The 3,117-nt window shown below is 64.9% G+C and carries 3 protein-coding genes and 1 pseudogene; all 4 read right to left on the bottom strand.

Annotation, left to right across the window (positions count from 1 at the left end):
• Positions 1-214: transporter substrate-binding protein (locus BO1_RS55955; protein WP_043289278.1), on the bottom strand; the 214-nt coding region annotated here is incomplete at its 3' end.
• A 104-nt stretch (positions 215-318) separates the two neighbouring features.
• Positions 319-2,043, bottom strand: a complete 1,725-nt coding sequence (locus BO1_RS48440) for a nitric oxide reductase activation protein NorD (protein ID WP_156992817.1) — start codon at positions 2,041-2,043, stop codon at positions 319-321.
• Positions 2,044-2,053: 10 nt separating this feature from the next.
• Positions 2,054-2,863 (bottom strand): CbbQ/NirQ/NorQ/GpvN family protein, encoded by an 810-nt coding sequence (locus BO1_RS48435; RefSeq protein ID WP_028223726.1) that lies wholly within the window; start codon positions 2,861-2,863, stop codon positions 2,054-2,056.
• 60 nt (positions 2,864-2,923) lie between these two features.
• Positions 2,924-3,117 (bottom strand): annotated as a pseudogene (gene amiE, locus BO1_RS55950) (aliphatic amidase); the annotation flags it as partial.

Genomic DNA, 3,117 nt, shown 5'->3' with positions numbered 1-3,117 from the left:
CAGTGATCAGCCGCTCGGCGAGGACCCGGTACGTTCGCGGGTCGGACTGCGGGTCGTAGTGCACGGGGATCACCTCCCGGCCATCGATGCCGCCCGCCCGGTTCACTTCTTCGATCGCGAACAGCGTCCCGTACAGCTGGGACGTTTCGATCGCTGACGTCACGCCGGTTTCCGAATACAGGACGCCAACCTTGATGGGTTCGGTTAAGGCCACTTGCTTGCCACCTTTGCAGTCTGGTTGTCGAATGAGCGATGCTCCATCGCACCAAGTTAAATCAAGCCGGCACTTCGCTGCATGGGATGCCGCCGGCCGGCATCTCAGCGCGCCGCCACCCTTGCCAGCACACCTGCCAGCTGCGACGGCAGAAGCGCCGGGTCGTCGACGATGAGATAACCCCAAGCGCCAAAAATGGCACGCACGTAAGCATCCGCCTGCTTGTCCAGCGTCAGGCAGAAGGTATCGATCCCGCGGTGCGCCAACCCTGCCACTGCGTGCCTGGCGTCCTCGACGAGATACCGCGAGTCGTACACGTCGATATCGGACGGCTCGCCGTCGGTGAGGACGAGCAGGATCTTCTTTTCCGCGCGCTCCCCGGCCAGGCGGCTCGCCGCGTGTCGCAGCGCGGCGCCGACTCGCGTCGACAGAGCGCCGCGCTGCTGGTCGAGCCGGCGCCGCTGGAGCTCGCCATACGGCTCACCAAAATCCTTGATCTCTATATAACGGACGTCGTGCCGCCCGTCCGACGCAAAGCCGTGCAGCGCGACACGGTCGTGCGCCGCGTCGACGGACTCCGCAACCAGCGCGGCCGCACGCTTCTCGATGTCGAGCACCGTCGTGGAGCCGCTGCCGACGCGGTCGTTGGTCGATTCCGACAGGTCGAGCAGCAACAGGATCGCCAGATGACGGCGCCTGCGACCGGCGCGCTGAAAGACCCTCGGATCGGGCGCGATGCGCGCACGCTGGCTGATCCGGCCTTCGATCGCGGCGTTCAGGTCCAGCTCATCGCCCTCGTGCTGGCGGCGCAGCCGCACGGCACGGTCCACTTGGCGCGCGGGTGCCGCATGCAGGAGCCGCCCACGCCGCGACAACCGGTGCTGCGTCGCGCCAGGCGCCGTCGGCGACGCGGGCGCCCCGCCGTGCTCGGTCAAGGTGGCCCACGCTTCACGCTCGCGTTCGATCCGATAGTCCCATTCGTTGTAGCTGAAACGTCGGCGCTCCTCTATCGGCACCGGTTGTATGTGCATGGCGCGTCCGGCGTCGGCGTCGGCCGGCTCAACGCGGACCGATTCCCGCGCGAGCTCCGGATCCTCGGGCGAAGCCGGGTCGTGCGCCTCGAAGTGCCATAAGAAGGTGTTGTCGTCGCGATAAGCCGGTTCGACGCGATACTGCTGGGCCTCGAAGCGCACCCGCATCTGGCCGAGGTCGTTCGCCAGAATCTTCGCGATCTCCTCGAATGGCGCCGGATCCTCCAGACTCTCGACGCACCCTTCGAAGAGCTTCCGCCCTTTGTCAACCCAGTAGTTGCCGTCCGTGTACTCTGCGTTGTGCAAAGCTCGTGCCAGCCGCGCCGCCAGCGCCCCGAAGCCGAGACCGTCTACCTCCGACGCCACGTGAAAACGGCCCCATAACGCGTGCAGCCCCGGGTAGCTACGCGCCATCAGGCGCTCGACACGCGCGTCCTCGAGCAGCGAGATCACCGCGATCAACATGGGCTTGCGCGTGCCGACAGGACAGTAGCGCGGCGAATGAAACAGATGCGCCAGTGCGTGCGAGATCGCTGCACGGTATATGCTGGCACCCGTTCCGGCTTCGTGTGCGAAATAACATTCGGGTAGCAGCAGCACCGTATCGCTAATGGCCGGACGCACCGGGGCCGCATCCGGTTGTTCCCTCTGCAGCGGTTCGATCGCCACATCCATCACACCGAACCCCGCCAGGTAGTGCTGCAGCGTCGTTTCGACCGTTGACAGGCGAGTGGTACTCAATGCATCTGGCTCGACCGGAACCGTTTGCGCTCTCTCGATCATGCTGTTCTCGCTCAAGATCGGCACCTCAGGGTCCGAAGTACGCCTCGATGAAGCCGTCGAGCGCGTGCAGCATGGCCTCGTCGTCAGTGATCGGCTTGGTCATCGCGAGCTGGCAGGCCCGGCGAGGCGCTATACCTCGCTCGATTAGCGCACCGGCATGAATGAGCATGCGCGTCGAGATGCCCTCCTCCAGTCCACGTCCACGCAGCGCGCGCGATTTCTGAGCAACGCCCACCAGCTTGGCCGCGATCTCCCGCGCAACGCCGCTCTCGTGTGCCACGATGTCGGTCTCGATCTCAACGTCAGGGTAATGGAAATCGATCGAGCCGAAGCGCTGCTTCGTAGACTGCTTGAGATCCTTGGTGACGCTCTGATAGCCGGGGTTATATGAGACGACGAGTTGGAAGTCCTGGTGCGCGTGAACCAGCTCGCCGCGTTTGTCGAGAGGAAGCAGGCGCCGATCGTCGGTCAGCGGATGAATAATGACCGTCGTGTCCTGCCGCGCCTCGACGACCTCGTCCAGGTAGCAAATCGCGCCATGACGCGCCGCCACGGTCAGCGGGCCGTCCTGCCAGACGGTGCCCTCCGCGTCGAGAAGGTACCGCCCGACCAGATCCGAGGCCGTCATGTCCTCGTTGCACGCGAGCGTGACGAGCGGCCTGCTGAGGCGCCACGCCATGTATTCCATGAAGCGTGTCTTTCCGCAGCCCGTGGGCCCCTTCAGGATCATCGGCATGCGCAGCCCGTACGCGGCCTCGAACAGTTCGATCTCGTCCGCGACGGGCCGGTAGTACGGCTCCGCCTGAATGACATATTGATTGATTGACGTTTGCATGATGCATGCGAATCGGTGGCGGTGCGCCGGGCCTAGCCCGGCGCTGAATCACGCACACGCTCAGCGGTGCGCGGCGGCAGTGTGCGGAATGCCTTCGATCGGACATTCCGGCGTACCTGGTGACGACCGCGTAAGCGCCTCGACCTGCTTGCGTGTGCCTTCCGGGTCGTTGATCCACTTCGCGTAAAACTCGTACGGACAGGCAGCCACACCATGCGCCTCCTCGCCCGAGTTGATCTTGCCGGTGTACCCGC

Source organism: Paraburkholderia oxyphila NBRC 105797 (genome assembly GCF_000685075.1).
In the GTDB taxonomy this organism is placed as follows: domain Bacteria; phylum Pseudomonadota; class Gammaproteobacteria; order Burkholderiales; family Burkholderiaceae; genus Paraburkholderia; species Paraburkholderia oxyphila.
Note: the sequence above shows the minus strand (reverse complement) of the source record. Positions and strands in the feature narration are given on the sequence as shown.